At 42.0% G+C, this 25,846-nt stretch carries 22 protein-coding genes; 19 read left to right on the forward strand and 3 right to left on the reverse strand.

Annotation, left to right across the window (positions count from 1 at the left end):
- Positions 1 to 3: 3 nt before the first annotated feature.
- On the reverse strand, positions 4 to 873 hold the full coding sequence (locus IPJ09_01305; protein MBK7370088.1) for a YicC family protein: 870 nt from the start codon (positions 871 to 873) through the stop codon (positions 4 to 6).
- Positions 874 to 1,190: 317 nt separating this feature from the next.
- Here IPJ09_01305 and IPJ09_01310 point away from each other — a divergent pair, with 317 nt between their 5' ends.
- The 19 genes from IPJ09_01310 to IPJ09_01400 all read left to right on the forward strand — a co-directional run bounded on the left by IPJ09_01310 (position 1,191) and on the right by IPJ09_01400 (position 23,368).
- Complete coding sequence (locus IPJ09_01310) at positions 1,191 to 1,646, forward strand: (2Fe-2S)-binding protein (protein MBK7370089.1); 456 nt, start codon at positions 1,191 to 1,193, stop codon at positions 1,644 to 1,646.
- 41 nt (positions 1,647 to 1,687) lie between these two features.
- A complete protein-coding gene (locus IPJ09_01315; protein ID MBK7370090.1) occupies positions 1,688 to 3,850 on the forward strand; it encodes a xanthine dehydrogenase family protein molybdopterin-binding subunit in 2,163 nt (720 codons plus the stop codon).
- 276 nt (positions 3,851 to 4,126) lie between these two features.
- Positions 4,127 to 4,633, forward strand: coding sequence for a DUF177 domain-containing protein (locus tag IPJ09_01320; protein ID MBK7370091.1), 507 nt, complete (start codon positions 4,127 to 4,129; stop codon positions 4,631 to 4,633).
- 19 nt (positions 4,634 to 4,652) lie between these two features.
- Positions 4,653 to 4,838 carry a 50S ribosomal protein L32 gene (gene rpmF, locus IPJ09_01325; GenBank protein ID MBK7370092.1) on the forward strand — a complete coding sequence of 62 codons (186 nt, stop codon included), beginning with the start codon at positions 4,653 to 4,655 and terminating at the stop codon, positions 4,836 to 4,838.
- A gap of 5 nt (positions 4,839 to 4,843) precedes the next feature.
- Positions 4,844 to 5,224, forward strand: coding sequence for a RidA family protein (locus IPJ09_01330; GenBank protein ID MBK7370093.1), 381 nt, complete (start codon positions 4,844 to 4,846; stop codon positions 5,222 to 5,224).
- Between the two features lies 1 nt (position 5,225).
- Positions 5,226 to 6,257, forward strand: a complete 1,032-nt coding sequence (trpS, locus tag IPJ09_01335) for a tryptophan--tRNA ligase (GenBank protein MBK7370094.1) — start codon at positions 5,226 to 5,228, stop codon at positions 6,255 to 6,257.
- 261 nt (positions 6,258 to 6,518) lie between these two features.
- Positions 6,519 to 9,161 (forward strand): family 78 glycoside hydrolase catalytic domain, encoded by a 2,643-nt coding sequence (locus IPJ09_01340; protein ID MBK7370095.1) that lies wholly within the window; start codon positions 6,519 to 6,521, stop codon positions 9,159 to 9,161.
- A 58-nt stretch (positions 9,162 to 9,219) separates the two neighbouring features.
- Positions 9,220 to 9,705, forward strand: a complete 486-nt coding sequence (locus tag IPJ09_01345) for a YdeI/OmpD-associated family protein (GenBank protein ID MBK7370096.1) — start codon at positions 9,220 to 9,222, stop codon at positions 9,703 to 9,705.
- 345 nt (positions 9,706 to 10,050) lie between these two features.
- On the forward strand, positions 10,051 to 10,662 hold the full coding sequence (locus IPJ09_01350; GenBank protein MBK7370097.1) for a fumarylacetoacetate hydrolase family protein: 612 nt from the start codon (positions 10,051 to 10,053) through the stop codon (positions 10,660 to 10,662).
- A 270-nt stretch (positions 10,663 to 10,932) separates the two neighbouring features.
- Positions 10,933 to 12,189: a methionine adenosyltransferase gene (locus IPJ09_01355; protein ID MBK7370098.1), complete on the forward strand. Its 1,257-nt coding sequence runs from the start codon at positions 10,933 to 10,935 to the stop codon at positions 12,187 to 12,189.
- A gap of 239 nt (positions 12,190 to 12,428) precedes the next feature.
- Complete coding sequence (gene gcvP / locus IPJ09_01360) at positions 12,429 to 15,278, forward strand: aminomethyl-transferring glycine dehydrogenase (GenBank protein ID MBK7370099.1); 2,850 nt, start codon at positions 12,429 to 12,431, stop codon at positions 15,276 to 15,278.
- 305 nt (positions 15,279 to 15,583) lie between these two features.
- Entirely contained in the window at positions 15,584 to 17,281 is a 1,698-nt protein-coding gene (locus IPJ09_01365; GenBank protein ID MBK7370100.1) for an alpha-glucosidase, read from the forward strand.
- 134 nt (positions 17,282 to 17,415) lie between these two features.
- Complete coding sequence (locus IPJ09_01370; GenBank protein MBK7370101.1) at positions 17,416 to 18,009, forward strand: dihydrofolate reductase family protein; 594 nt, start codon at positions 17,416 to 17,418, stop codon at positions 18,007 to 18,009.
- Between the two features lie 392 nt (positions 18,010 to 18,401).
- Positions 18,402 to 19,415 (forward strand): exo-alpha-sialidase, encoded by a 1,014-nt coding sequence (locus tag IPJ09_01375; GenBank protein MBK7370102.1) that lies wholly within the window; start codon positions 18,402 to 18,404, stop codon positions 19,413 to 19,415.
- A 119-nt stretch (positions 19,416 to 19,534) separates the two neighbouring features.
- Positions 19,535 to 20,278, forward strand: a complete 744-nt coding sequence (locus IPJ09_01380; protein MBK7370103.1) for an energy transducer TonB — start codon at positions 19,535 to 19,537, stop codon at positions 20,276 to 20,278.
- Positions 20,279 to 20,464: 186 nt separating this feature from the next.
- Complete coding sequence (ribA, locus tag IPJ09_01385; protein MBK7370104.1) at positions 20,465 to 21,055, forward strand: GTP cyclohydrolase II; 591 nt, start codon at positions 20,465 to 20,467, stop codon at positions 21,053 to 21,055.
- A 10-nt stretch (positions 21,056 to 21,065) separates the two neighbouring features.
- Positions 21,066 to 22,010, forward strand: coding sequence for a zinc-binding alcohol dehydrogenase (locus IPJ09_01390; GenBank protein ID MBK7370105.1), 945 nt, complete (start codon positions 21,066 to 21,068; stop codon positions 22,008 to 22,010).
- 11 nt (positions 22,011 to 22,021) lie between these two features.
- A complete protein-coding gene (locus IPJ09_01395; protein MBK7370106.1) occupies positions 22,022 to 22,402 on the forward strand; it encodes a 6-carboxytetrahydropterin synthase in 381 nt (126 codons plus the stop codon).
- A 3-nt stretch (positions 22,403 to 22,405) separates the two neighbouring features.
- Positions 22,406 to 23,368 (forward strand): glycosyltransferase family 4 protein, encoded by a 963-nt coding sequence (locus IPJ09_01400; GenBank protein ID MBK7370107.1) that lies wholly within the window; start codon positions 22,406 to 22,408, stop codon positions 23,366 to 23,368.
- Positions 23,369 to 23,396: 28 nt separating this feature from the next.
- Here IPJ09_01400 and IPJ09_01405 read toward each other — a convergent pair whose 3' ends face one another.
- Positions 23,397 to 25,133 (reverse strand): sulfatase-like hydrolase/transferase, encoded by a 1,737-nt coding sequence (locus IPJ09_01405; GenBank protein MBK7370108.1) that lies wholly within the window; start codon positions 25,131 to 25,133, stop codon positions 23,397 to 23,399.
- Complete coding sequence (locus tag IPJ09_01410) at positions 25,130 to 25,834, reverse strand: CDP-alcohol phosphatidyltransferase family protein (protein ID MBK7370109.1); 705 nt, start codon at positions 25,832 to 25,834, stop codon at positions 25,130 to 25,132. Before IPJ09_01410 ends, IPJ09_01405 begins: the two co-directional genes overlap by 4 nt.
- Between the last annotated feature and the right edge of the window lie 12 nt (positions 25,835 to 25,846).

The raw sequence follows: 25,846 nt of genomic DNA on the forward strand, positions 1-25,846 counted from the left end.
AGATTAGACCACATTTGCCAATTGTTCCTTAATCTTTTCCAATTCATCTTTCATCGCAACTACCAGGTGCTGAATATTGTGATCCTGAGCTTTCGATCCAAGTGTATTGATCTCCCGCCCCATCTCCTGGCTGATGAAATTCAGTTCTCTTCCATTACTTACCGGCAGGTCCAGTTTTTCCAGAAAAAAATTGCAATGTTTGTCCAACCTTACCCTTTCCTCGGTAAAATCCATTTTCTCAAGATAATATAAGAGCTCTTGCTCAAATCGGTTGGCATCATATTCAGGTCTATTGCTATATTCGTCGAGGGTCTTGAGCAGTCTTTGTTTTAATTGGCTTATTCTCACATTTTCAAAGGGGGTGATTTGCTCCAGATACTGCTTTATCATAACCACATTCTGTTTGATTACTTGAGCCAGTATTTTGCCTTCGTGGAGTCTGAATGCATTAAATTCTTCTATTGCTTTTTGTATGATGCTCTCGGTAGATGCCCAATCATCTTCTTCAATGGTAACCGCAGGTGATTCAACTACTTCTGGTAGATTCAAGATCGAAGCGATCAGACCTTCTTCTTTGAGATCAGTCACGATTGCCAGTTCCTTCAGTGTCGCAGCATATTTGATGAAAAGGGCCCGATTGATCTGAACCTCATTGACCTCGCCATTGGACTGCTCGATAAAAAAATCAATCTTACCTCTGTCGATGGAGGTGCTCAGCAGTTTACGGATTTCAAATTCTTTGTCCTTGAGAAAAGGTGGAAGCCGAAACCGATATTCTGAAAACTTGCTATTGACAGACTTAATTTCAACTTTGATTTGATGATCTCTTACGACCCCACCAGCTCTCCCAAATCCCGTCATCGATATTAGCATAGCTGCAAATATAGTTCTACATTATGTCATCGCCAAAGGTGAAAATCAAACGGGTTAGAATCAAATAACTAAATGGTGCCAATTATTCAATCCTTGAATTTAGCCTTTCATCAGCATCAATCAGATTAAACAAGTGCCTTAGAATAGCTGGATCCAAATGTTGGACCCATGAATGTATAGTGTTATTTTGGATTAATAATTTGCAGCGTTATAAATGATTGATTGTTAAAAAGGAGGTATTTTTTACTATACAAACATTGGAGTTGCCAGATATTGTATCTTTATAAAACATAATTTTAAATTATTTTAACATGGCAATGTATAAATTAGATATCAACGGACAAAAGTATTCCGTCGATGTAGCTGAAGATACTCCACTACTTTGGGTATTGAGAGATCATCTGGATCTGACCGGAACTAAATATGGATGTGGCATCGCCAAGTGCGGGGCATGCACCGTACATATTAATGGGGTAGCCAGCCGATCTTGCGTATTACCTGTATCGGTATTGAGCAATGCGAAGATCATTACCATTGAAGGATTGTCAGCCAATGGTGATCACCCGGTGCAAAAAGCTTGGGATGATATAGATGTACCTCAATGTGGGTATTGCCAGGCAGGTCAGATCATGACAGCTGCTGCATTATTGAGTAAAACCCCCAAGCCTTCTGATAAAAAGATCATAGAGGCGATGGATGGTCATATCTGCCGGTGTGGCACTTACCATCGAATTTTAGATGCAGTGAAGACAGCTTCCCGCAACATGAAATAATAGTTATTCTTTTTTAATTATCGAATAAACAATAAAGATCAATGGCAACTTCAATTATAAAATCAACCAGCCGAAGGCAGTTTTTGAAAGCATCCACCCTCGCGACCGGTGGTTTATTTATCAGTTTCAATCTTTTCAGCAAAGGGTCATCTGGCAATATCAAAGCCACCGATGATCCTGATCTGATCAATTTTAATTCATATCTCTCTATTCACCCTGATGGCAGCGTGACCATATACTCTCCTAACCCTGAAGTAGGACAGGGTATCAAGACTTCTTTTCCAATGATCGTCGCAGAAGAACTGGATATGGACTGGTCCAAAATAAAAGTGGAGCAAGCTCCCTTGGACACCAAACGGTTTGAACGACAAGTGGCAGGAGGAAGTAGAAGTACTCCTCATTCCTGGAAGCGTCTTCGTGAGGCTGGGGCCACCGCAAGAAATGTACTGATGCAAGCCGCTGCAGCTCAATGGAGTGTGCCTATGGATCAGTTATCTACCACCCAGGGTTTTGTCTGGCATAAAGCGACCAATCGGTCGATGCATTATGGTTCTTTGGCTGTCACAGCATCTAAATTGACCCCCTCCAAAGACATTGTACTTAAAGACCCTTCACAATTTCATACCATTGGTACCTGGGTAAAAAGTGTCGACAATATGGAAGTGTTCACTGGCAAGGCAATCTATGGTTTTGATGTGAAGCGGCCTGGTATGCTCCATGCCATGATCGTAAGGCCTCCTGCTTTTGGTATGACACTGAAAAATGTGGACAGTGCTGAAGCAAAGGCTATGCCTGGCATCTTAGAGGTGGTCACTTTTGGAAACAAAGTGGCTGTGGTAGGCAAATCTACCTGGGAAGTCATGAAAGCCAGAAAAACATTGAAGCTTGACTATCAAAACGACAAAGCATTGGAGAGCTCTGAGATGCATGAAAAGATCTTCGCTGATATGATCTCGAATGGCAAAATGGATGTGAAGAGAAAAGAAGGTGATACTGAGGCAGCTTTCAAAACAGCAGCTAAAATCGTGGAAGCGGAATTTGTTTGTCCTTTCGTGCCACACAATTCCATGGAGCCGATGAATTTCTTCGCCGATGTCAAAGAAAACACTGCTGAACTCGTAGGCCCAACCCAAACCCCGGAGAGTGCAAGAAATGGCGTAGCCAAGTTGCTTAATATTCCACAGGAGAATATTACAGTGGAAATGACCAAAATGGGCGGCGGCTTTGGACGAAGATTAAATAGTGACTACGCTTTGGAAGCTGCGGAGCTTTCATCCTTGGTCAAAGCACCTATAAAATTGTTATGGACCAGGGAAGACGATATGACTGCAGGGATCTACCGGCCAGCTTGTAAATATAAATTTAAAGCGGCCCTGGATGCAAATGGCAATATTACAGCCTTTCATGTGAGAGGAGCCGGGATGAATAGTGGCAATCCGGTTAGGGAAAATAATTTTCCAGTCGGAGCAATCGATCATGTCACTATGGAGTCATCTGATTTTAAATCGGCTATTACTACAGGTCCCTGGAGAGCGCCAATCACAAATTTCCTGGCCGGTGCCGAACAAATATTTTTTGATGAAGTAGCAGAAGCTGCAGGCAAAGATCCACTCAAAATGAGGCTTGAGCTGGTTGAAAAGGCAAAAACCAATCCGGTGGGTAAGGTCCAATACGAACCTGATCGGTTTAAAGCTGTCATAGATCTGGTAGCAGAGAAATCCAATTGGTATAAAAAGAAAAAAGGCGTATACAAAGGATTTAGTGTATACTTTGCGCACTCCACCTATGTTGCTCAGGTCGCAGAAGTAATCAAGGTCAAAGGTATCCCCGTTGTTAAAAAAGTCTACTGTGCAGTGGACTGTGGTATCCTGGTCAATCAGAGCGGAGCACGAAACCAGGTCGTTGGCAGTATTGTAGATGGTATCGGAACGGCAATGTTTGGCAAATTGTCTTTCAATGAGGGTGCACCGGATCAAAGTAATTTTGATAGTTACCGCTTGATTAGAATGTCTGAAATTCCTGCAGTTGATGTGCATTTTGTTAAAAACACCATAGAGCCCACCGGTTTAGGTGAACCAGCGCTCCCTCCAATTAGTGGGGCTGTTGGCAATGCCTTGTATTCGGCTACGGGCATTCGGTACAGAGATCAGCCATTTATCGACCAACAGGTAAGTGTAAAATCAACCAGTAAATCAATTATGTGATACTAACATAATCTCTTTTATTCGTATGCCCGGTAATCTATTTGCCCTTATAATGCTTTCGGAAGATTTTCTATAACAGTAGTGGCTTAAGGTTAATTTAGATAATTTGTTTAATATATAAATTATTGAAATTTAGGTAATTATAAAATTTTATCCGCCTTAGTCAGGTCTTGGTAGCCTTAAAACAGGTATTGACAATTTCCCCTAGCTGATTTTTAAAAAATTCATTAAAATAATCTATCTTTGCGGGCCGAAAAATTCGGAAAAGTCTTTTTAATGGAAGCATTGAAGGAATATACTGTACCGCTCACTGGCTTGAAGCCGGGAAATCATGTTTACCAATTTGAGGTAGGCTCTGATTTTTTTAAGCATTTTGAAAATTCGCCTATTGAGCGTGGAAGGTTCACGGCCAGTATCACCTTAGATAGACAGCCAAATCTTGCAGTGGTCAATTTTCAAATTGAAGGTGCCTATGAATGTGTGTGTGACCGGTGTTTGGTGCAGATCGAACTGCCGGTGACTTATGATGATCAATTGATCTTGAAATTTGAAGAAGGAGAAGATACTGATGAAGTGCTGTATCTTGATCCTCAAGCTTCTGAATGGAATGCTTCAAAAGTCATTTTTGAGCTGATTTGTCTAGGCAAACCACTCATGAATGTTTATGATTGCCAGGGTATACCGTGTGATGCAGTGATGTTGAAGAAATTGACGGAGTTTGAAGTGAAGACTGACATCGACGAATCCGTTTGGAAAGACCTTAAAAATATTAAATTGAATTAATAGTTATAAATAATTTGTCATGCCAAATCCAAAGACAAGGATCTCCAGATCCAGAAAAAACAAAAGACGCAATCACCATCATGCTGAACTGCCTAATGTGTCTATCTGCAAGACTACCGGTGAAGCTTTTTTAAGACATCGTGCTTACTGGCATGAAGGTGAGTTGTATTACAAAGGCAGAGTATTGGTCAAAGGAGCTGAATAAAGAAGATGAAAGAGATCATCAGGACGGACCAGGCTCCATTGCCGATAGGCCCTTATAACCAGGCTGTTAGAGCCAATGGTTGTTTGTATATATCCGGTCAGATCGGAATAGACCCTAATGATGGTAGCATCAAAAACGGTACGTTGGAGGAGGAGACTCACCAGGTACTAACCAACCTTGGTGCTATTCTTACTGCTGCTGGCATTGGCTTTGAGCACGTAGTCAAATGCACTGTCTTTATCAGAGATATGAGTCAGTTTGCCAGGATCAATGCAGTGTATGCCACTTATTTTAATGAAGCAACGGCTCCTGCAAGGGAGACCGTAGAGGTGAGTAATCTGCCCAAAAATGTTCAAGTAGAGATCTCTGCGATAGCCGTCTGTTAACATGCTGGAGGCTCCACTCGATTCATCTGCAACCAGGCCACGTGTACTTTCTTGTATGCAGCCTACAGGCAATCTTCACTTTGGAAGGTATTTTGGGGCCGTGCAGAATTGGGTGAATCTCCAACAAACTTATAATTGTTTTTATGGAATTGTAGATTACCATGCAATGACCATGCCCTATAAACCCAGTGGTCTTCGCGAAGCTACCTGGAATGGTATATTTGGCTTACTAGCTTGTGGAATTAATCCTGACAATCTATTTATTCAATCCCTGGTGCCAGAGCATGCTGAATTGGCCTGGATACTCAATTGTTTTGCCAGCTATGGAGAGACCCAGAGGATGACCCAGTTTAAGGACAAGACCTCTCAAGCGAGCGAAAAAGACAAGGACGCATTCATTTCAGTGGGACTATTTACTTATCCTGTACTTCAAGCCGCAGACATATTAATATATAAACCTAAATATGTGCCGGTAGGCAAAGACCAGGAGCAGCATCTCGAGCTGGCCCGCAACATCGCCACCAGGCTCAATAATATCGTAGGCAAAGAATTAATTCCTGTTCCGGAGGCATTGTTTACAGAGATTCCCAAAGTCATGTCCACCGCTGATCCCTCCCGTAAGATGAGTGCCAGCCTGGGGGAAAAACACAATATCAATGTATTTGCTCCCGCAGAGGTCATCCGAAAACAAATCAAATCCGCTGTGACAGATACAGGTACACCTGATCCAGGCAAAATGAGTGAGGGTGTTGAGAATTTGTTTTCCTTGCTCCGTGCTTGTGGCCAGCAAGAAGCCGCCAAACAGCTATTATCACAATACACCGCCCAAACCCTCAAATATTCTGAGCTCAAAGAAGTCGTAGCTGATGCCCTGGTCGCCCTCAGCGATCCCATGCGTGACAAAATGCAAGAGATCCTCGCCAATAAAAAAGACTACAAACAGATGATTAAGGCTAGCTCCGTAGTCATCCGAAAGCAAGCCAAAGCCAACCTGGATGAAATCAAAGAGGCTGTTGGGTTGATGGTAGTCTGAGGATGGTCAATATCAAACCACAACTCAGGAAGAAAAGATAGATAGTTTTGTATTGGGGGATGGTCGTGCTTTTTGCCTGAATCTACACAGGATCTGGGATTGAGTACCTGGAAATTTCATGGCATCATTTGAACAGTTTAAAATTACCTAAGAGTTCTTGGACCTTAGGTTTCATCAATTTGTTTATTTTGAACCATAATATTATCCAATCTAGACAATCTCTGTATGATACATTCTCTTGCTAAGGCGATTTTTCAAATCATGAGCTTAGGCCTCATTCTAATCACACCAATGGCTTCAGGATTTGGGCAGACTGTAACCTCTTTGCAATGTGAGTACCTGGTCAACCCCATAGGAGTAGATACAGATCATCCAAGGCTTTCGTGGATGCTGCAAGATTCCACAAGAGGCGCAGCCCAGTCTGCTTATAGAATAGTGGTGGGTACAGACTCCTCAGCCGTAAGTCATCAATTAGCCAATACCTGGGATTCAAAGAAAACTTTAGGGCGCCTCAATTTGGTCACCATGCCAGGTTCTGCTCTCAAGCCTTTTACCAAATATTATTGGACCGTGCTTGTTTGGAATCAACTCGGAAAACCTTTGGCTGCAGGTCGGGTTGCGACATTTGAGACTGGTATGATGGATATGCGCCACTGGCAGGGGAGTTGGATCAGTGATGGTGACAATATTCAAACCTTGGAGGCTCCCTATTTCCGCAAAGTATTCACCACGACCAAAGCGATCCAATCAGCCAGAGCCTATATTGCAGCGGCAGGATTGTATGAGTTAAGTCTCAATGGCACTAAAGTAGGCGATCATCGTCTTGATCCAATGTATACTCGCTTCGACCGCCGAAATTTCTATGTTACTTACGATATCACCACTCAACTCAAACAGGGTCCAAATTCAGTTGGCGTATTGCTGGGCAATGGGTGGTACAATCATCAATCTTTAGCAGTATGGAATTTTGACCGGGCACCATGGAGAGCAAGGCCAGCCTTCTGCCTGGATATAAAAATCACTTATACAGATGGTACCACTCAGACCATCACCTCGGACCAAAGTTGGAAGACCCATACTGGCCCGCTGGTGTTTAACAGTATTTACACAGGGGAACATTATGATGCTCGCAAGGAAATACCAGGCTGGAACACAGTGAATTATGTGGATACTGCCTGGAGGAGGACGATTTTAAGGGCAGCTCCCTCCAAAAATATAGTGAGTCAACTCATGTCGCCAATTAAAAATGTTTTGAAAATTCCTGTTCAATCGATGACCCGATTTAGTGATACCAATTATGTATTTGACCTTGGTCAAAATATCGCAGGTGTGACACAAGTCAGACTCAATGGTGAAGAAGGCACCATCGTTAGAATTAAACATGGTGAGCGACTCCAAAAGGACAATCATGTTGATATGTCTAATATAGATGTATACTATCGGCCTGTTGATGATGGTGATCCTTATGGTACAGACATCGTGATCTTAAACGGCCAGGGGCCCATTGATTTTATGCCAAAGTTTAATTATAAGGGTTTCCAGTATGTAGAGATTAGCAGTAGCAGACCTATAGCTTTAACCAAAGAGGATGTGACCGGTTGGTTTATGCACAGTGATGTGACTCCGGTCGGTAGCATAGATTGCTCCAACCCTATCATCAATAAATTATGGTGGGCGACTAACAATTCTTATCTGTCAAACTTATTTGGGTATCCAACCGACTGTCCTCAGCGTGAGAAAAATGGTTGGACAGGGGATGGACATTTTGCTGTGGAAACAGGACTGTTTAATTTTGATGGCATCACTATCTATGAAAAATGGATGGCTGACCATCGGGATGAGCAACAGCCCAATGGAGTACTGCCTGATATCATACCGACCGGTGGCTGGGGATATGGTACTGCCAATGGCACCGATTGGACCTCCACCATTGCCATCATTCCCTGGAATCTTTATTTATTTTATGGGGACAAAAAGCCGTTGCAAGACAATTACCTTGCTATCAAACAATACCTCAAATATGTTGAAAGCATCAGCCCGGCCGGACTCACTACATTTGGTCGTGGCGATTGGGTACCGGTCAAATCTACTTCTCCTCTGGAGTATACTTCTTCTATCTATTATTATGTAGATGCTACTATCCTTGCCAAATCATCCAGGCTGTTTGGTAACTCGGAAGATGAAAAATATTACACAGCACTTGCTCTGAAAATCAAAAAGGCTATCAACGATAAATATTTTAATTCGGCTACCAATATCTATGGCAGTGGCCTACAGACAGAGATGAGCATGGCTTTACAATGGGGTATAGTGCCTCCAGAGTTAAAATCCAAAGTTGCGGCTAACCTGGCGACCCGGGTTAAGTCGGATGGTATGCATTTAGATGTAGGCGTGTTAGGTGCCAAAGCCATCCTCAACGCTCTAAGCGATAATGGTCAGGCAGCTACGGCGTATGCCTTAGCAGCACAAGACAGCTACCCCTCCTGGGGCTGGTGGATTAAAAATGGAGCTACCACTTTGTATGAAAATTGGAATATTCAGGCAGCCCGGGATATCTCGTTAAATCATATGATGTTTGGGGAGATTGGAGCCTGGTTTTTTAAAGGTCTTGGTGGCATCCATCCTGATGAAGCGAACCCCGGTTTTAAAAACATTCTATTGTCTCCGCATTTTGTGTCACAGCTCAGTCACTTTACCGCCAGTCACCGTGGACCTTTTGGAACCATCCTTTCATCCTGGCAGAGACTGGGCGACAGCATTAAATATTCGGTGACCATTCCGGCCAATTCCACAGCTACTGTGGAATTTGACCTCACACCAGGTCAGCAAATAATACTTGATCACAAACAAATACCTGCTAAAATCAGTCTTTCATCCGGAACCTATTTGTTTATGATCAAATAAATTTTTGCATTAAGAATGGGAATTCATCTTGTCTTACAATGCCTGAAATGACTATGCAATGAAATCTTTCAAAGCTAAAATTGAAATTATTGGAGTCAACCCTTATGTGCCGGTGCCTGATAAAATCTTGCAATATATTTTTAGTCGGGTAGGCAGTGTAAAAGGAAATATACCGATACTGGGCACAGTCAATGGGGTTGAATATAAGCAGACCTTGGTAAGATTTGGAGGTGCGTGGCGATTGTATATCAATACCAAAATGCTTAAAAATTCACCGCAAAGAATCGGAGAAACCATTGACATCAGCATTGATTATGATCCCGTAAAAAGAGAAATTTTGCCACCTCCAAAGTTTAAGGAGGCTTTGAAACATCATGCTGATGCTCAATCAGTTTTTGACCACCTTCGGCCTTCATTGAGACTTGAAATCGTACGTTATTTATCTCAGTTAAAAACCGAGCAATCCCTGGAAAGAAATATTACAAGGGCTATAAATTTTTTGTTGGGCAAAGAAAGGTTTATTGGCAGAGATGGCTTAAAATGATGCTTGGCGTTAATTTATTATCCGCCTTCGCATCAGATTGGTTAAATGATTCTGCGAGTCTTTTGCCTAAAAAAAATCCTTAAATGATTAGGCTAATTCTTTTAAGTACATAGTTTAATTTTATTGACCTGCATACTAATAGGAATTTATGTCAATGTCAATTAAAGCAGCAGCTCATTCATTGAATGTTGAAAAAGGATAAGTGTTTTTACCTTAAAACGGGAGAAATATAGGTGTAATATTCCGGATCATAATGACCTTGGACTTAGCCAATGAGATTTGAGTTTATGATACATCCCATTTGAGCAAATCAACCTATTTTTACCACCATAATCTTACTTATATATGAAAATCATCTGTGTTGGCCGCAACTATATCGATCATGCCAAGGAGCTTAACAATCCGGTACCTACAGAGCCCATGCTCTTTATGAAACCTTCTACCGCTCTTCTGATCAATCAGCGACCTTTTTATCACCCAGATTTTAGCTCCAATATTCACTACGAACTGGAATTGGTGATTCAGATCAATAAAAACGGTAAAAGTATTGATCCGAAGTTTGCACACAAATATTATGACAAGATCGGACTAGGTATAGATTTTACAGCGCGGGATATCCAGGATAGAGCCAAACAAAAGGGACATCCCTGGGAACTTGCCAAAGCCTTTGATTATTCTGCAGTTTTGGGAGAAATGATTCCAATCGATCAGCTCAAAGACCGGAGCAACATCCATTTTGAATTAAAGAAGAACCAGCAGACTGTCCAAATTGGGTATTCGAGTGACATGATCTTTGATTTCGATACCATCATCTCCTACGCCAGCAGATATTTCAAATTGCTCAAAGGTGATTTGATCTACACAGGTACACCTGCAGGCGTCGGACAGGTACAGATTGGGGATAATTTAGAGGGTTACTTAGAAGGCATATCCAGGTTATTTGTAAATGTGAAATGAGCCGGTGTGCGGTAGAGTTTCCTCTATTTAACAATTAAATTAAATAAAAAAATAAACGAGCCAGGATTGTAAGTATTCAGGTAAAAGACAAGTTTCGAGTGTTTACTTATCACCTCAAAGTATGATCAATCATCTTATATAATCAAACGCTGCCCGACCTCGAACAAGTACTAATATTAAGTTTTTTTATCATCCAAAAAGAATCTATACATTTGCACCGTCTCATTGAAAGATGGGCTTCAAATTTTAATAACCTAGAACAAATAATTTATGCCTTATTTATTTACTTCTGAGTCTGTTTCGGAAGGACATCCTGATAAAGTAGCAGACCAAATCTCAGATGCACTGATAGATCATTTTTTGGCTTTCGACGCAGATTCTAAAGTAGCTTGTGAAACTTTAGTCACTACAGGCCAGGTGGTTCTGGCCGGTGAGGTCAAGTCCAAAACCTATCTTGATGTGCAGGAGATAGCTCGTGAAGTGATCCGGAAAATTGGATACACCAAGAGTGAATACATGTTTGAAGCCAATTCTTGTGGCATTTTTTCAGCCATCCACGAGCAATCAGCAGATATCAACCGTGGGGTCGATAAAAAGGACCGCGAAGACCAGGGAGCCGGTGACCAGGGCATGATGTTTGGATATGCCAGTAGGGAGACTGAAGATTATATGCCTCTGCCTTTGTATCTCGCTCATAATTTATTGATCGAACTCGCTGCCCTCAGGAGAGAAAACAAACAGATGAAGTACCTCCGTCCGGATGCCAAAAGCCAGGTCACTATTGAGTATAATGATCAAAATAAACCGATACGCATCGACGCTATCGTCATCTCCACACAGCACGATGATTTCGGCACAGATGAGGAAATGAGCAAAAAGATCTACAAGGATATGACCGAAATCCTGGTTCCCAGGTTGAAGAAAAAAATGACTCCTGAGATTCAAAAGCTATTTACCAATAAGATTCACTATCATATCAATCCAACCGGCAAATTTGTGATCGGTGGACCTCATGGAGATACCGGATTGACAGGTCGAAAAATCATTGTCGATACTTATGGGGGTAAAGGTGCCCATGGAGGAGGTGCTTTTTCGGGCAAAGATCCTTCCAAAGTAGATCGATCTGCTGCTTATGCTACCCGCCATATCGCCAAAAATTTGGTGGCTGCAGGTGTTTGCGACGAAGTCCTGGTACAAGTATCCTATGCCATCGGTGTCGCCCAACCTATGGGTCTTTATGTCAACACATATGGTACAGCGCACGTGGATATGTCAGACGGTGATATCGCAGACAAAGTTTCCACTTTATTTGATATGCGTCCTTATGCGATAGAAAAGCGGCTCAAGCTGCGTAATCCCATCTATAGTGAGACTGCGTCCTATGGACATATGGGCCGCAAACCTCAGATTGTCGAAAAAACTTTCAAATCTCCCGATGGAAAAACTAAAAAAATGAAAGTCGAACTATTTACCTGGGAAAAACTCGACAAAGTCAAAGACATTAAAAAAGCTTTCGGCATAAAATAAAATTATCTCCCATTCAATAGGCAAAAAAAAGAGGGTCGCATTCAGTTGTTGCCCCTTTTTTGTATCTATATTCCTTTTTACGAATGTAGGATTTGCAGATTAGGCCAACACTGAGTGGCCTGCCCGGGTCTTCCGATGCTCATTGTATCGAAATAAAACAGATATAAAAAAAATATATTCATACGGTTTCCCATCACCCATCTTCGTACTTTTGCATCCGAAATCATTAAATCGATAGTATGTCCCATCCTCATCAGTTTGAATCAAGACACCTGGGCAATGATGCTGCTGCCGTAAGTCAAATGTTAGAAGTCATCGGAGCGGCCAGCCTGGACCAATTGATAGACGAGACCATTCCTGACAGTATCCGGATGCATGGTGCCCTGGACATCCCTGAAGCGATGGACGAGCAGGCATATCTGAGACATATCAGTTCGATTTCCCGCAAAAACAAGACTTTTAGGTCTTATATCGGCCAGGGGTATTACGGGACATTTACTCCTTCGCCCATTCTGCGCAATATCTTCCAAAATCCGGGTTGGTACACCCAGTATACCCCTTATCAGGCTGAGATCGCCCAAGGCCGCTTAGAAGCCTTGCTCAATTTTCAGACTATGGTAGCCGACCTCACCAGTCTGCCGATCGCCAATGCCTCCCTCCTGGATGAAGGTACTGCTGCTGCAGAAGCCATGATCCTCTTCTACAACCTGGCCAATAAATCTGACGGCGATCATAAACACAAGTTTTTTGTTAGCGATAAGGTATATATCCAGACGATAGATGTGTTGAAAACCCGGGCGCATGCCTTGGGTATAGATCTGATTATCGCGCCGGTAGATCAGTTAGATTACAATGACACTGCTTTATTTGGAGTCCTGCTGCAATATCCGGACAGCGAGGGGAAAGTAGAAAACTATGCTGCCATATGTGATGCTGCACACAGTCATAATATATATGTATGTGTGGCCTCCGATTTATTAGCCCTGACCTTACTGACACCTCCTGGCGAATGGGGTGCAGATGTAGTGGTTGGTAATGCGCAGCGTTTTGGTGTGCCCATGGGTTATGGCGGTCCGCACGCAGCTTTTCTATCCTGCAAAGAAGATTTTAAGCGAAACATACCCGGTCGGATCATCGGCCTCAGTATAGACCAATACAATCAGCCGGCTCTACGCATGGCACTTCAAACTCGTGAACAGCATATCAAACGCGAAAAAGCCACCAGCAATATCTGCACAGCTCAAGCCCTCCTGGCCATCATGAGTGGAATGTATGCGGTCTACAATGGCCCGGACGGACTCAGGGCCATCGCCGGAAAAGTACATGCCTTTGCCAAGCGCCTGGCTTATGACCTGCAACAGGCTGGATACCAGGTAGTGCATCAATCGTTTTTTGACACAGTCACCCTGATGGCAGATGCCGATCAGACAACCTTGATCAGGCAAAAGGCTTTGGACAAAGGCGTCAATTTTTATTACTCTGGAGGACACATTCAGATATCCCTGGACGAAACGGTATCGGAGGATGACTTCAAAAGCATCGCAGACATTTTTGGCATCAGTGATTCCAACCATCTTTTGGATGACAATATTCCCCATCACCTTAAAAGGACTTCTGCTTATTTGACCCATCCGGTATTTCACAGGCACCGGTCTGAAACTGCTTTGATGCGATATATTAAAAGCCTCGAAAACAAAGATATCTCTCTGGTCCACTCTATGATCTCCCTGGGTTCTTGTACGATGAAGCTCAATGCGGTCTCCGAGCTCCTGCCGGTATCCTGGGAGGCATTTGCCAATATACATCCTTTTGTTCCTGCAGATCAGGCGCTTGGGTACAAGTATATTTTCGATCTCCTTGAAAAATGGTTGTGTACTATTACTGGTATGGCGGCTTGTTCTTTACAGCCCAATAGTGGTGCACAGGGTGAATATGCAGGCTTACTCACGATAGCGGCTTATCATGCTGCCCGACATCAACCAAATAGAAAAATCGCCCTTATACCAGAGTCTGCCCATGGTACCAATCCTGCCAGCGCCGTTATGGCCGGTATGAAAGTAGTCGTCACCAGGACAGATGAGAAAGGCAATATTGATCTTGAAGATCTGGTCCGGCAGGCCGATTTGCATCGGGATGATCTGTCCTGTCTGATGGTCACCTACCCATCCACACACGGGGTATTCGAGACTCAGATTAAAGAAATATGTCAGATCATCCATGACCGGGGAGGACTGGTCTACATGGATGGCGCCAATATGAATGCCCAGGTCGGGCTGACCAGTCCGGGATTGATCAATGCCGATGTATGTCACCTTAATCTGCACAAGACTTTTGCCATCCCGCATGGAGGAGGAGGACCGGGTATGGGGCCTATCTGTGTCAATGACAAATTGGCACCTTTCTTACCGGGTCATGCTTTGGTAGATCTGCATCATTCTCAAGCGATCCATGCTGTGAGTAGCGCTCCTTGGGGCAGTGCCAGCATATTACTGATCTCTTATGGATATATTGCTATGCTGGGTCATTCCGGTCTCGTCCAGGCCACCCGACATGCTATATTGAATGCCAATTATATGAAAGCCAGGCTTCAAAATCAATTCCAGGTGCTTTACAGTGGCGTCAAAGGCCGTGCCGCCCATGAGTTTATTTTGGATCTCAGACCATTCAAAGGCGTTGGCATCTCAGCGGAGGATGTTTCAAAAAGATTGATGGATTATGGTTTTCATGCACCTACTGTCTCTTTTCCCGTAGCAGGCACCATCATGGTAGAGCCTACGGAGTCAGAAAACAAAGCCGAATTAGATAAGTTTTGCGATGCCATGCTGCAGATCAAAGTCGAGATCGATGAGATCGCCGGAGGCGAAGCCCATCCTACGGACAATGTCCTCAAGAATGCACCCCATACCTGCCAGCACGTGGCCAGTGATGAGTGGTCACATGCCTACTCCAGGTCCAAAGCAGCTTTTCCACTGGACTACCTTCGTGAGACAAAAATCTGGCCCAGTGTAAGTAGAGTTAATAATGCTTTTGGTGATAGGAACCTGGTATGCACTTGTCCTCCGGTGGCGAGTTATATGGCAGAAGGGTAGTGGCGGATGTTCTGCCGGATATTATTTGGTATGAATGCCAGACTTTAAGACATTCCTGCTTATCATTTTATGGATAAATGGTAGCATTGGGTTATATGCTCTCCCCAACTACCGAAATCTAATATTCAAATTTTTACTCAAATAAATTATGCTTAGCAAGTCCTTTAGATTCAATGGGTATTATTAATTTTAGGAGGATAAAGTGATGTTTAAGCATTAGGCATTTGTAAGCAATGATGTTGTAGGGCATTAAACTAAAAAAAAGTGAAATGATAAAACACTTATGGCAATTAACAATAGTATTAATGTTATTAAGCTGTTCAAATCAGCAGAAAAAAGTAGTTGATACTTCAATAAAAAATGACACTTGGTGGAAAGAAGGTATTCTTTACCAAATATATCCCCAAAGTTTTAAGGATACTGATGGCGATGGTTTTGGTGATTTTAAAGGGGTGGTAGAGAAATTGGACTATATTCAAAGCCTTGGTGTTTCTATAGTTTGGATGAATCCTTTTTTCGAGTCTCCCTTAGTAGACAATGGATATGATGTAAGTGATTATAGGGCCATATTACCAAGATATGGGACTATGGCAGATTTTCAACAAATGTTGGATGGCTTGCATGAGCGTGGAATTAAGTTTGTGTTGGATGTTGTAGTCAATCACAGTAGCAATGAACACGCGTGGTTTAAACAATCCCGTAGCTCAAGGGATAATCCTTATCGGAATTATTACCATTGGTGGCCAGCAGAAAAAGGCAAACCTCCTTTTAGATATAGTCTTTTCGACCCCGAAGGCGGATGGGACTATGATTCAACTACTAATGCTTATTACCTCCACACTTTTGCAGAACAACAACCTGACTTGAATTGGGAGAACCCAAAATTACGCCAAGAAGTTTATGATATTATGAGGTTTTGGGCAGAAAAAGGAGTAGATGGATTCCGGATGGATGCTTTTCAATTTGCTAGTAAAGACACCACGTACCCCGAATTTCCTGAAGGACATGAAAAAGAATTTATTAAATGGTATGGCCTGCGTCCCCAACTGCACGAATACCTAAAGGAAATGTATAAAGAAATTATTGAGCCATATCATGTTTTTGCAGTTGCGGAAGGTGCAGGTAGCACTTTTCAAGATGCACATGACCTGGTAGATGAATATCGCAATGAACTTCAGATCGCTTATCATTTTGAATCAGTAGATATGTCAAGAACTCCCAAAGGTTACAAATTAGCCGAATTTAAAGAAGTGTTCAGCCGTTGGGATAGTGCATTTGCTGAGAAAGGCTGGATAGCGATTTTTCTATCCAATCATGACAATGCTCGCCTGGTCAACCGATTTGGAAATCCCAGTCCTGAATGTAGGATTGCCTCTACTCAAATGCTAAATACTTTTTTGCTTAGTATGAGAGGCACGCCTTACACTTATTATGGTGATGAACTGGGTATGACTAATATTGACATGCCGACAATAGCAGAATATGATGACATTGAAGCCCTAGGGAAATACAAAACTGCCTTAGCTGCTAATGAGGATATGGTAGAATTCATGAAAGTGCTTAATTATAGTTCTCGTGAAAATGGTCGTACACCAATGCAATGGAATGAGTCTGAAAATGCTGGATTTACGACAGGTGTTCCATGGAAAAAAGTCAATGAAAATTTTAAGGATATCAATGTAACTGCCCAAAATAAAGACCCAAACAGCATACTTAACCACTTCCGAAAAATGGCAAATGTAAGAAGAAACAATCCTGTCTTGATTTACGGCCAGTACGAAGTGCTTCAAAAAGAGCACCCAAAAATTTATGCCTTCACCCGAGAGTTAGCGAATGTTAAGATGCTTGTTTTGCTCAATTTTTCGCCAGAAAAAGCAACTATTAATCTTCACGAAATTGCTTATATTCAAGATACGATTATTAATAACTATGATACTTTTATAAGAGAGTTCACCACCGCTAATCTGTTGCCTTATCAAGCAGTAATATTTAAAATTAAATAGAAATAGTAAGTGCCTTGCAATAAAAGCTACCAAAAACTTAGCAGCTACAAGCAGTTATGCCATGTTTTAAATCATTAGCGGTCATTGCAATAAGACATCAATCAATCAAAGAGAACAATTTAAAATAGAACTATATGGGGAAAATAATTTCATTTATGCACATCTCGCTTGACGGATTTGTATCTGGACTGAACGGAGAAATGAATTGGATTAAAGTTGACGAGGAAATATTTGATCATGTTGGTAAGCGGATAAGTGAATGCGACACAGCATTATATGGACGCGTAACGTATCAGATGATGGAAAATTACTGGCCTTCTGCAGCGGACAAACCGAACGCGACCAGGCACGACATTGAACATTCCAAGTGGTACAGCAAAGTGCACAAAGTTGTATTGTCAAAATCTATGAAAGACGATGGCCTTCCTGCCGGCCATCCAGGTTTAAATAACACAAAAATTATTAACGACAACCTTTCAGACATAATAACTGAAATAAAAGAACAGGCAGGAACAGACATCTTGCTGTTTGGTAGCCCGACGGCAACACACTCACTTATGCAACTGAACTTAATCGACGGCTACTGGTTATTCGTCAATCCAATTATTCTTGGACGAGGCATTTCATTGTTTGTAGATATTAAAGACAAGATAAAACTAAAGTTATTGAATACTCGACAATTTACCAGCGGGGTAACTGAGCTGGATTATATAGTGGACAGGCTATAAGAAATAGCCGCTAACTAAGGCTATACAGCATAACTGGGGTTCTGTGTAAATTTATGTTGCCCTTAAAACTCAGCCATGTTTCGTACATCACCTTTGATGCCATTTTAAGGAATCGAACACTGCACGGTTTCAAATCGGCCTAGAAAATCTCCCACCATCGGTGAATTTTTATCCCGAAAAATCCAAGGGTCCAAGCTATCACGCTCTACTTTATTGAAATTGTTTGAATCTACATCACGTAATCTTAAATCAGTCACTCATAATATTAACTAAGCTTTTGGTGACTTTACAAACGTTTTACATGTTTTTTACAGCTTTTTACAACTTAAAAGCTGTTGGACAACTGACCACCAGTAACTTTACAGTACTTTTTCACCAAACCAATTACCGCCATGAAAATATTTAGTCTGACTTTTTTACTCCTTCTTCTATTCCCCTTTGCCAGTGAGGTGGCAGTAGAATTTCCAGCATTATCTCCAATCGTGGATAGTCCGCAAAAGCTAAATTGGAATAAACCGGGGGTGGTAAACATTGTTTTTAAATCTACTGATGGGGGCCAAACATGGCAGGACATTAGCCGGGGACTTCCCGAAAATTTGCAAGCAGAGGACATCCGGAGAGATGGTTTCTTTGCAAATGAAAGTGGGCTCTATGTACGTACTGAAAATGGGATATATCACAGTAAACCAACTGCTACAGGCTCTTTTTGGGAAAAAGAGATTTTCCCTGACAAACTAGGCAGCATAGCGCCTGTTAAGAAGGGGATATTAGCGTACAATGACTATGGCCAATTTTTACAAAAACTAAATGCAACGGGTGATTGGTCGCCTATCTACTCGAATTTTAAAGAAAAAGAGGTGCTCACAGTTTTTGAATCCGCTGGAGGCACCGCTTTCATCGGCTCCAACCACGGTCTATTTAAATCCATAAACAGTGGAAAAACTTGGAAGCAAGTCTATACTGGAGGCTGGGTAATGAAGTTGGTAGAGTCAAATGGTGTACTTTTAGCGACCAGCCTCAACGGGATACTACGGTCGGCCGATCAAGGAGAAAGCTGGGATTGTGTAATTAATGAGGGTGGCGTGGGCATCGCTGTAGAATGCATCAATGGCGGATTTGCGGCAATCACATACAATACAAAGTCGATGACCAGAAGAGTGCGAACATCTTACGATGGCGGTAAAATCTGGCAGCCTATAGATGGTGACCTTCCGGCAAGCCTATCCATTAACTCCATTATTCAAGTTGGTGAATTCTTTTTTTGTGGTCATCCTGCCGGCATCTTTAGATCTTCAGACAAAGGAAAAACATGGAAACTGTTACTTCCTTCTATCGAAAATAAGATCTTCAATTTATTTGTTTCAGGTAATGTGATTTATGCCCTACCCAGAAATGGGGGGTGTTGAAGCATTCAGATTTGCTATCATTCTGGTGGTTGAAAGATTCCCTTTTCTCCACATTGTCCTTTTCCAATGGTAAATTCATCTAAAGAATTACTTTTAAAATTTTTAAATGCACTGTAAACATGAAAAATGTTCAAAACAAGCTGGTTTTAGTTCTACTTATTATCCTCGTATTTCCATTCCTTAGTAATGGTCAAAACGGGCTGGACAATGAACTGAGATATCAGGTAAATAGACACCGTCCTTACATTTCAGTATCCAGAGAAAAAATTAAAACAGCCAATGCAATCATTGATATCAATCCACATTATAAATCATCCTGGGTCAGAGAATATGTTTCAGTGGAAATCCTGACAAGTTTTCAAGGGAGCATAAGGAGAGCTATAAGTAAAAGCGATATGTTTAACCAGGAGCAGAAGGATTTAATGAATTTGGCTGATCTTGGCAAAGATATTGAAGTGAAGGTTAAATACATGCCTGAGAATACGCTGAAGCACAATGATATAAAAGAGTTCGATTTTAGATTTATCCCCGAGCCTGAAAATGAAGCTACCTATGCTGGTGGCCAGAAAGAATTAATTCAATACTTAAAAGTGAATGCGATGGACAAAGTTTCTGGAGTCTTCGACAAGTCAATATTGGCTGCAGTAAAATTTACCATTAGCGAAGAAGGTCAAATAATCGATGCCCACCTCTCCGAGGCCTCTAAGGATGAAAAAATAGACGAGTTATTACTCGCTGCCATTTGTAATATGCCCAGTTGGAAGCCAGCAGAATATGCCTCCGGTCTGAGAGTTAAACAAGATTTTGTCCTATTGGTAGGAAACATGGAAAGCTGCACCCTCAACCTGATAAATATCCGGTAGCAACGGCTGGTCGTCAACAAAGTACTCAAGGGTATGGTAGATAGGGGTACAATCATTAGTCTCCAATACTCTAATGGCGTGCCTTCCTATTTTTGATTATTCTGCTTTTAGAGCCATAATTACTAAGTGTAATTTTTGTGGGTTCTATAAAATCAACGTGACCTTAATAATTGCTTACTTTTGCACATGCTTAGAAATATAGTCGAGAGCACGATTCCGACTGCTTATGGGGAGTTTACAATCAAGGCATATGCTATGGATGAGCATGATTTGACCCCTCACCTGGCGCTCATCAAAGAACCGATTGATTATGATGAGCCGGTGTTGATCCGCATACATTCCGAATGCCTGACCGGTGATATTTTTGGATCTCAGAGGTGTGATTGTGGTCCTCAACTCATCAGATCGCTAGAACTGATCGGTGAACGTGGAGGCGTGCTCCTCTATCTGCGCCAGGAAGGTCGAGGGATCGGTATCATCAACAAACTTAAAGCGTATCAGCTACAGGATCAAGGAGATAACACGGCAGAGGCCAATACTCACCTGGGTTTTAAAGTAGATGAACGGACTTACGAAGAAGCCCTGATTATATTAGAAGATCTGGGTATCAAAGAAGTAGACCTTTTGACCAATAATCCTGAGAAAATCAAAATTTTTGAAAATAGCCCTATCAAGCTGAACAAGCGAATTCCCCTTGAAATCACTCCAATACGATCAAATAAGCGATACCTGGAAACTAAGAAGACAGTGATGGGGCATTTGTTGGACTTAAAATGATGAGGCCAATATGGTTGCTATCAGTCTATGGCATACAGATCCTGCTACCAGCGCTTTAAAGTCTGCTAGTTTAACCCAAGAGCCTCAAGATCTTATCCTGGATGCTACGTATTCTCTGGTAAGCCTGGGTACGGAAAAAATCGTCTTGACCGGCATGGTGCCTCCGGAGCTTTACACTGTGATGAAAGTGCCCTATATGGGTGGATCGTTTTCATTTCCAGTAAAATATGGTTATTCCCTGATAGGGTCATCGGCAGATCAAGGTAACTATCATGTCATGCATCCACACCAGGATAAAGTATCTGTCCGGCTTCAAGATGCATTTAAGTTGCCGGCATCACTACCTTTAAATCGTGCTGCTCTAATCAGCAATCTCGAGACAGCCTGTAATGCATACTGGGATGGTCGGGCTGCACAAGATGAACCAATACTCATAGTAGGCTTCGGGTTGATTGGAGCCGCCATCGCCTTGTGGCACAAACTTCTTGGCCATCAATCTATCACTGTCATAGAAAAAAATGATCATCGCAGAGCCTTGGCCCAAGGCCTTGGGTTCGAAACCCTGACCCAGCTTATCCCAGAGCAAAAGTTTAGTTTAGCTTTTCATTGCTCTGCCACTGGTCTTGGATTACAGACTTGTATTGATCACATGGATTTTGAAGGGCGAATCATAGAGCTGAGTTGGTACGGTGATAAGCCTGTAAGCCTACACCTCGGACATTATTTTCATTACAACAGGCTCTCCATTATTTCGTCTCAGGTCTCCCATATCCCAGACCGCCTACAGGCAACTCAAAATTATTTGACCAGAAAACAAGCTGTGGTCAACATGCTCCAGCATGATATTTGGGATCAGCTGATAGGGATAGAGGTGCCATTCCACCAAATTATCCCATGGTATGATCGGCTCAGGTCAGGACAATTAAATGAAATATCTTTATTGATCAAATATTAAAATGCTATTAGATGTACAGTGTAAAAATCAGGGACCATATCATGATCGCCCACTCTTTATTTCATCCTGGCTTTGGCAAGGCCAGCCAACTACATGGGGCGACCTATGTGATTGATGTACAGTTTTCGTCCGAATACCTCAATGAGATGAATGTGGTCATAGATATAGCCCTGGCTGCAGATATACTCAAAGAAATTGTTGAAAAATTGAATTATAAAAACCTGGACGAGGTCGAAGATCTTAAGGGTCAGATCACCACCACCGAGTTCATGGCCAGATATATTCATGATCAGATTGCCAGGCATCCACGACTTTCATTCAATGGTATGCTCAAAGTCACTCTGGGCGAATCGCATATCGCCTGGGCTTCATACGAACACACCCTTGATTGAGCGATGATCTATTTCGTTGCACCACCTGCGGATGTGCATGTCTCAGGAGGTAGCTTATTCAACGGGCAGATCCTCCGGGCCTTGCAGCAAGTGAGGTATACCTACCAATACGTGTCGGTTCAGCGATGGGAGCAAAGAACGTTCGATCCGGGTGATGTGATCATCATAGATTCGATCTATATGCCGGCCTTGGATGAAATGTTTATGGATTCAATGTTGGCGCAAAAGGTTTTGTTAGTGCATTTATTGCCTTCTATGTTGAGTCAGGACGATGCGGATTCCGAAAAATATTTTTTAAAAAAGTTTAATCGATTGATCGTCAATAGCAAATTTACAAAGGACTATTGTGTGCAAAAAATGGGCTTTCCAGGTAAAATAGATATACTGGAACCTTATATAGAGCGGTCACCCGACATCGGTTTAGAGACTGTCCGCAATAAGATCCTCCTGGTGGCTACCTGGCAGCCGGTCAAACAAATAGATTTATTTCTTCTCTTGCTTGCAAAACACACCTTACCGCCAGATTTAGTGATTGACATCTACGGCGATGCATCCATCAATCAGGATTATTTCCAATATTGCCTGGCTATCCTGGAGCGGTTTCCCGAATTGAAAGACCATATTAAGATACATGGTATCATCGATCATAAAGACCTGTTACGTTTGTACCATCAAACTAAAATGCTCTTGGATACATCTTCATTTGAAAGTTATGGTATGGCCGTAGCGGAGGCTTTGGCTGCCGGCGTAATGGTGATCACCCTGGGCAAGGGCAATATTAAGAATCTACTCAGCCTGGGAAGTGGGATATTATGCCAGAATATGGATGAAATTATTCATTATATGCTGATCATCCACGATCAAGAACTAATACCGCGGCTTAACTCCAATTCAAGTTCTGAAGCAAGATGGCAGAAATTTATTGAACAGGTGAAATTGGCAGTTGAATATCAGTTGAACGGTTGACCATGGATGAAAAAGTCGAAGATCCTGATTATTGGTAACCGTTTTTGAGATAGGGAACGGAAAGTTGTAACGAATCCCTTTTGGCCCAGGTAGACATAAAAAAAGAATAAAAGCCTTCATGACTAAGCAATGAACCGGGATGAAATGGTGGGACCATGCCTGCTGTCATTCCTTCCTGCAACAGGATTTTCATCCAGGTACTATCCCTGGAAATAATATGCAGAGGGGTCGCATAGACATCGGTTTTTCCTTCAAGCAAATACTCCATGCCGGCCGGTTGATGATCCCCTACAAGGACATACAGTGTGTTGTCATTCCCTTTTTCCAGTATATATTTTTCCAACACCTGAAGGATATAAACTACTTCTTTGGAATACCTTTCTACCGGGCTAAAATTTTCTGATCTCACTGTCTTATGCGGGCTCATTTTGATGGTATCCAGATCATTCCAATTATCGAGGACTGGAGGTGGTAAGTAAAATGGTGCATGTGTGTTTAAGGTAATGAAAAATAAAAAATAGGGTTGTTTTGAAGGATTCAATACTTTTTCATGCCAATAGTTCAAGGCATATTGATCTGGGATGCCTCCCATATAATCGTATTTATACCCATGGTATGGAAGGTCTTGAAACCGAGTCCACTTATTATTGTTAAAATATCTGCCGGCGATGCTGTCCAAAGCTCTGTTATCATCTCCAAAGCTGGCCATGGTATTCAATCGATAGGTCTCATAACCAAAATGGTTGAGCAGATTGATCAGGTGGGGATAGCCCACATGATCTTGTATAAGTTTTTCATAAGCTGGATGATTGTCTATATGGATGCCTGATAACAAGGAAGTAAATCCCAGCCACGATCGTCCGCCAAGTATGGTGCTATTGGACAAGGCGGAAGCACTGAGCCAGTGATTGGATTTTAATTTTTGATCAAAATGCTGCAATTGATGTATGTAGATACTGTCATATGGTTGAACTGTACTCAAGAGGCTACCATAGGCTTCTATAAATATCAATTCTATGTTCGGTTTTGTTTTAATCTTAAGTTGTTGATACGCTTCATAGGGTAGATGGCTGAGGTCAGCGGGTAAGGACTTCACACGCGCCTGCGTGAAAGTGGTATGCATATTGTCGATGATCCATAAAATGGCTGATTTGGTATTATTAGATTCAGGAGCATGCGGCAGCCTGTTGAGGATCAACGGTAATCCGAAAAACCAGCAAGCTGATACAAGTATAAAAACTGAAGTCCAGGGTTGAGTCCTGCGAAGCATCCATCGATGCACTCTATAACTGATATAGATCAATAGTGCAGCAAGGAATAACAATAACAGCTTAAATAAATCTGGCGATATCCCCATCGTCTTAAAGAATACCGGCAGTACACGTTGGAATAGCGCCCAATCATATGACCACACCGGGATCTCGCCATATATTTTCCAGACGATAAAATAATAGATCTGGAATGCCAATAAAATAAAATAGATAACAGCTATGCCTCCAGCCAAAATCGTAAGCTTCATTCTTTTTTGCAAAAGCAGGCATAGCATAAAGATCAATGCATAGTCGAGACTCCATCTGAATATATCTGGATTTGACCTGATGATTAAAGACTGAGGCAAAGACGCCAGGTGTGGGAAAAAACTGCCTTCCATCGATCTCGTCAGGTACAAAGGCAAGAATAATAATAACTGTAGCAAGACGAAAACTATCAGGGTGAATGGGATTTTTTTCCCACTTAGAAAACTATGTTCAGGGTTTGTGGTCATTCTGCTACCTTAATGATCCTGAGTTCAATAAGCGCAACTCTGGTAAAAGAATAAAGGATTAAACCAGCAGCAGTTATCAACAATGATTTTGAAAAAGTACCAGGCAGCAGAAAACAAGATAATATGCTCACAAACAAAAATATTGCAATGTACTTTGCCCAGGGGTCTTTAATTTCTTTCTGATCAGGGGTTATAAAAAAATACATCCCTGTAAAATATATATATCGGATCAATCCTAAGCCTATCACCCATATACCGGCATGTCCGGTGAGATATAATACAGTAGTACTCATAAGCACAAACAGTGCATCGGTCTCCTTGTCGAGATATTCTCCGATGAGGGTGGTCATGTTTAATTTTCTCGCCACATACCCATCCAGGATATCCCCCAGGCAGATGATTGAATACAATATTCCGGCTTCAAACAAGGTGATTCCGGGAGACATCATAGTAGTCATGACCAAAAGACATATTCTCAGTAAGGTCAGTGCATTCGCCGGGCTTTGTGGAAAACTAATATTTGGATGGTCTATAAAATACCTCGATATCCAATATAAAAGACCAAGCACACTGCCTGCAATCAGCCAAACCATGTCCTTGGTATATAAAGTCACCATGGTCAAAAGGATATTGGCCACTGAATACCACCATAGATTTTTATGCAATCGTTGCACAGAGATTACTGACTTGGGAGATATCACTTTATAGTTTTA

The sequence above is a fragment of the Saprospiraceae bacterium genome (assembly GCA_016709995.1).
Taxonomy (GTDB): domain Bacteria; phylum Bacteroidota; class Bacteroidia; order Chitinophagales; family Saprospiraceae; genus JADJLQ01.